Below are 3,749 nucleotides of genomic sequence, written 5' to 3' on the forward strand. Positions count from 1 at the left end.
GAAGGTGGCCAGGCCGGCGGCGGCAGCGGTCAGTACGCGGCCGTGTCGGCGGCGCCGGGCGGGCGGCGTCGGGGAATCGGGCATTTATGTCCCCTTATGTGAGGGCGAGTTGACGGTGTCCAAGCAGACCGCAGCCTAAGGTCAACGCGCGTAGCGTGTCAGGAGGGATGCGGTAACCAACAGGTTTCGACCCGGTGCGTCGTAGGCTCGGGCCCATGAGTGACGTGGCGGTGGTGGACCAGTTGTCGGACGAGGTCGCGGGGGAGGCGCTGGCGCTCATCGAGCGGGCGACCCGCACGGACGGACAGTCCCCGGTGTCCGAACAGGGGCGGCTGCACCTGCGCGGCGGCCGCCGGACCGGCGTCACGCACTTCCTCGTCCGCTCCGGCGGTGAGCTCGTCGGCTACGGGCAACTCGAGGACACCGACCCGGTCGAGGCGCCCGCCGCCGAACTCGTCGTGCACCCGTCGCACCGCGGCAACGGCTACGGCCGGTCACTGGGCCAGGCCCTGCTGGACACCTCCGGGCAGCGGCTGCGCGCCTGGGCGCACGGCGGGCACGCCGCCGCCCGGCACCTCGCGCAGGTGCTCGGCATGACGCTGTTCCGCGAACTCCGCCAGATGCGCATGCCGCTGTCCGCCGACGCGCTGCCCGAGCCGGTGCTGCCGCCCGGCGTGAGCCTGCGGACCTTCCGGCCCGGCGCGGACGACGCGGACTGGCTCGCCGCCAACGCCGCCGCCTTCGCCCACCACCCCGAGCAGGGCTCGCTGACCGCCGAGGACCTGCGGGCCCGCGTCGCCGAGCAGTGGTTCGACCCCGCCGGTTTCTTCCTGGCCCACCGGGACGGCGACCTCGTCGGCTTCCACTGGACGAAGGTGCACGCCGAGGAGGGCCTGGGTGAGGTGTACGTGGTCGGCGTGGTGCCCGGGGCGCAGGGCGGCGGCCTCGGCCGGGCACTGACCCTGACCGGGCTGCGCCACCTGGCCCTCGACCGGCGGACGCCGACCGCGATGCTCTACGTGGACGCCGACAACGGCCCGGCCGTCTCCGTCTACGAGCGCCTCGGCTTCCGCACCCACGAGGTCGACCTGATGTACCGCACCGAGGGCTGACACCGCGGCGGGCCGGTGGGCGGTGACCGCCTGCCGAGGACTCCCTCCGGTGGCCGCCGTGGCGGTGGCCGGCGGTTCGCACGGTTGTGCGGGGGTCGGTCATCCGGGCGAAGGGTGCGGCTCGCCTCCCGGCCATGTCGGTGTAACCGGTCATTCAGACTCGCTTGCGAGCATCGTCGAATGCAGCACGCCGTGCCGAACCGTTGGCTCCACCTCGCCCCGGGGGCCCTCTCGCCCGCCGAGAGGTCCGCCGACGAGCCCGGTGCGCCCGATGCGCGGAAGAATGGGGGGATGAGCAAGCCAGCGCAGCCCGCCCGCCCGGTGTCCTCCGCCTCCTCCGCCGAGCAGCCGCCGCCCCCGGCGCTCGGCTCCATCGACGCCTCCCGGCCGCACGCGGCCACCGTTCCGGCCATCGCTCTCGACGCCGAGCTGGACGCGGACCCCGACGCCTACCGCGGCGGCGACGACGACCTGCCGCAGGGCCGTTTCCTGGACCGCGAGCGCAGCTGGCTGGCATTCAACGAGCGGGTCCTGGAACTGGCCGAGGACCCCTCCACCCCGCTCCTGGAACGCGCCAACTTCCTGGCGATCTTCGCCAGCAACCTCGACGAGTTCTTCATGGTCCGGGTGGCCGGACTCAAGCGCCGCATAGCCACCGGCGTCGCCACCCGATCGGCCTCCGGCCTGCAACCGCGTGAGGTGCTCGACCTCATCAGGACCCGCTCGCGGGAGCTGATGGCCCGGCACGCCGCCTGCTACCAGCACGACGTGGCGCCCGCGCTCGGCGAGGAGGGCATCCACCTCATCCGCTGGGCCGACCTCACCGAGAAGGAGCAGGCGCGCCTCTTCACTCTGTTCCGGCACCAGATCTACCCGGTGCTGACCCCCCTCGCCGTGGACCCGGCGCACCCCTTCCCCTACATCTCCGGGCTCTCCCTCAACCTGGCCGTGGTGGTCCGCAACCCCGTCAGCGGCCACCACCACTTCGCCCGGGTCAAGGTGCCGCCGCTGCTGTCCCGCTTCCTGGAGGCCTCCCCGCAGCGGTACGTGCCGCTGGAGGACGTGATCGCCGCCCACCTGGAGGAGCTGTTCCCCGGCATGGAGGTGCTCGCGCACCACATGTTCCGGGTGACCCGCAACGAGGACCTGGAAGTGGAGGAGGACGACGCGGAGAACCTGCTCCAGGCGCTGGAGAAGGAACTGATGCGCCGCCGCTTCGGCCCGCCGGTGCGGCTGGAGGTCGAGGAGACGATCGACCCCTACGTGCTGGACCTGCTGGTCCGGGAACTGAAGGTGGTCGACGCCGAGGTCTATCCGCTGCCCGGCCCGCTCGACCTCAGCGGGCTGGCCGGCATCGTCGGCGCCATGGACCGGCCGGAGCTGAAGTACCCGAAGTTCGTCGCCGGCACCCACCGCGACCTCGCCGAGGTGGAGTCCGCGTCCGCCCCCGACGTCTTCGCCGCGCTGCGGGAGCGCGACGTGCTGCTGCACCACCCCTACGACTCGTTCTCCACCTCCGTGCAGGCGTTCCTGGAGCAGGCCGCCGCCGACCCGGACGTGCTCGCCATCAAGCAGACGCTCTACCGCACCTCGGGCGACTCCCCGATAGTGGACGCGCTGATCGACGCGGCGGAGTCCGGCAAGCAGGTGCTCGTCCTGGTCGAGATCAAGGCCCGGTTCGACGAGCAGGCCAACATCAAGTGGGCCCGCAAACTGGAGGAGTCCGGCTGCCACGTCGTCTACGGGCTCGTCGGCCTCAAGACGCACTGCAAGCTGTCCCTGGTCGTCCGCCAGGAGGGTGAGCACCTGCGGCGCTACGCGCACGTCGGCACCGGCAACTACCACCCCAAGACGGCCCGCCTCTACGAGGACTTCGGGCTGCTCACCGCCGACCCGCAGGTCGGCGCCGACCTGTCGGACCTCTTCAACCGGCTCTCCGGCTACTCCCGCCGTGAGACCTACCGCCGGCTGCTCGTCGCCCCGCGCTCGCTGCGCGACGGCCTGGTCTCCAGGATCACCAAGGAGATCACCCACCACCGCGCCGGCCGGCCCGCCTACGTCCGCTTCAAGGTCAACTCGATCGTCGACGAGACCGTCATCGACGCGCTCTACCGCGCCTCGCAGGCGGGCGTGCCGGTCGACGTGTGGGTGCGCGGCATCTGCGCCCTGCGGCCCGGCGTCGCCGGGCTCAGCGAGAACATCCGGGTGCGCAGCGTGCTGGGACGGTTCCTCGAACACTCCCGGGTCTTCGCGTTCGGCGGCGGCGGCGAACCGGAGGTGTGGTTCGGCAGCGCCGACCTCATGCACCGCAACCTCGACCGCCGCATCGAGGCCCTGGTCCGGGTCGCCGACCCCGGCCACCGCGCGTCCCTCACCCGGCTGCTGGAGACCGGCATGTCCGAGTCCACCGCATCCTGGCACCTCGGCCCGGACGGGGAGTGGACCCGCCACGCCGTCGACGCCGAAGGCCAGCCGCTCCGCAACGTCCAGGAAATGCTCATCGACGCCCGGAGGCGCCGGCGTGGTCCCACGACATGATGTGACGGCCGACCCCACCGGGGTCCCGCCGGGCGTGCACCGCCCCCGGGTCCCGTCGGCCGCCGCCCCCGGCTCGCAGCGCCTCGCGGCCGGAGCCAC

The 3,749-nt window shown here is 72.6% G+C and carries 2 protein-coding genes; both read left to right on the forward strand.

Translation table 11 applies throughout. The features are described 5' to 3' along the window. Window positions 1–215: 215 nt before the first annotated feature. Window positions 216–1,112 (forward strand): mycothiol synthase, encoded by an 897-nt coding sequence (mshD, locus tag ACYVE9_RS18825; protein WP_461029053.1) that lies wholly within the window; start codon window positions 216–218, stop codon window positions 1,110–1,112. A gap of 291 nt (window positions 1,113–1,403) precedes the next feature. Beyond that, a complete protein-coding gene (locus ACYVE9_RS18830; RefSeq protein WP_461029054.1) occupies window positions 1,404–3,650 on the forward strand; it encodes an RNA degradosome polyphosphate kinase in 2,247 nt (748 codons plus the stop codon). Window positions 3,651–3,749 lie beyond the last annotated feature (99 nt).

This window comes from Streptomyces sparsus, assembly GCF_054776295.1.

Coding starts and splice junctions, on each gene's coding strand:
- mshD (WP_461029053.1), top strand. CDS start 216: ATGAGTGACGTGGCGGTGGTGGACCAGTTGTCGGACGAGGTCGCGGGG.
- ACYVE9_RS18830 (WP_461029054.1), top strand. CDS start 1,404: ATGAGCAAGCCAGCGCAGCCCGCCCGCCCGGTGTCCTCCGCCTCCTCC.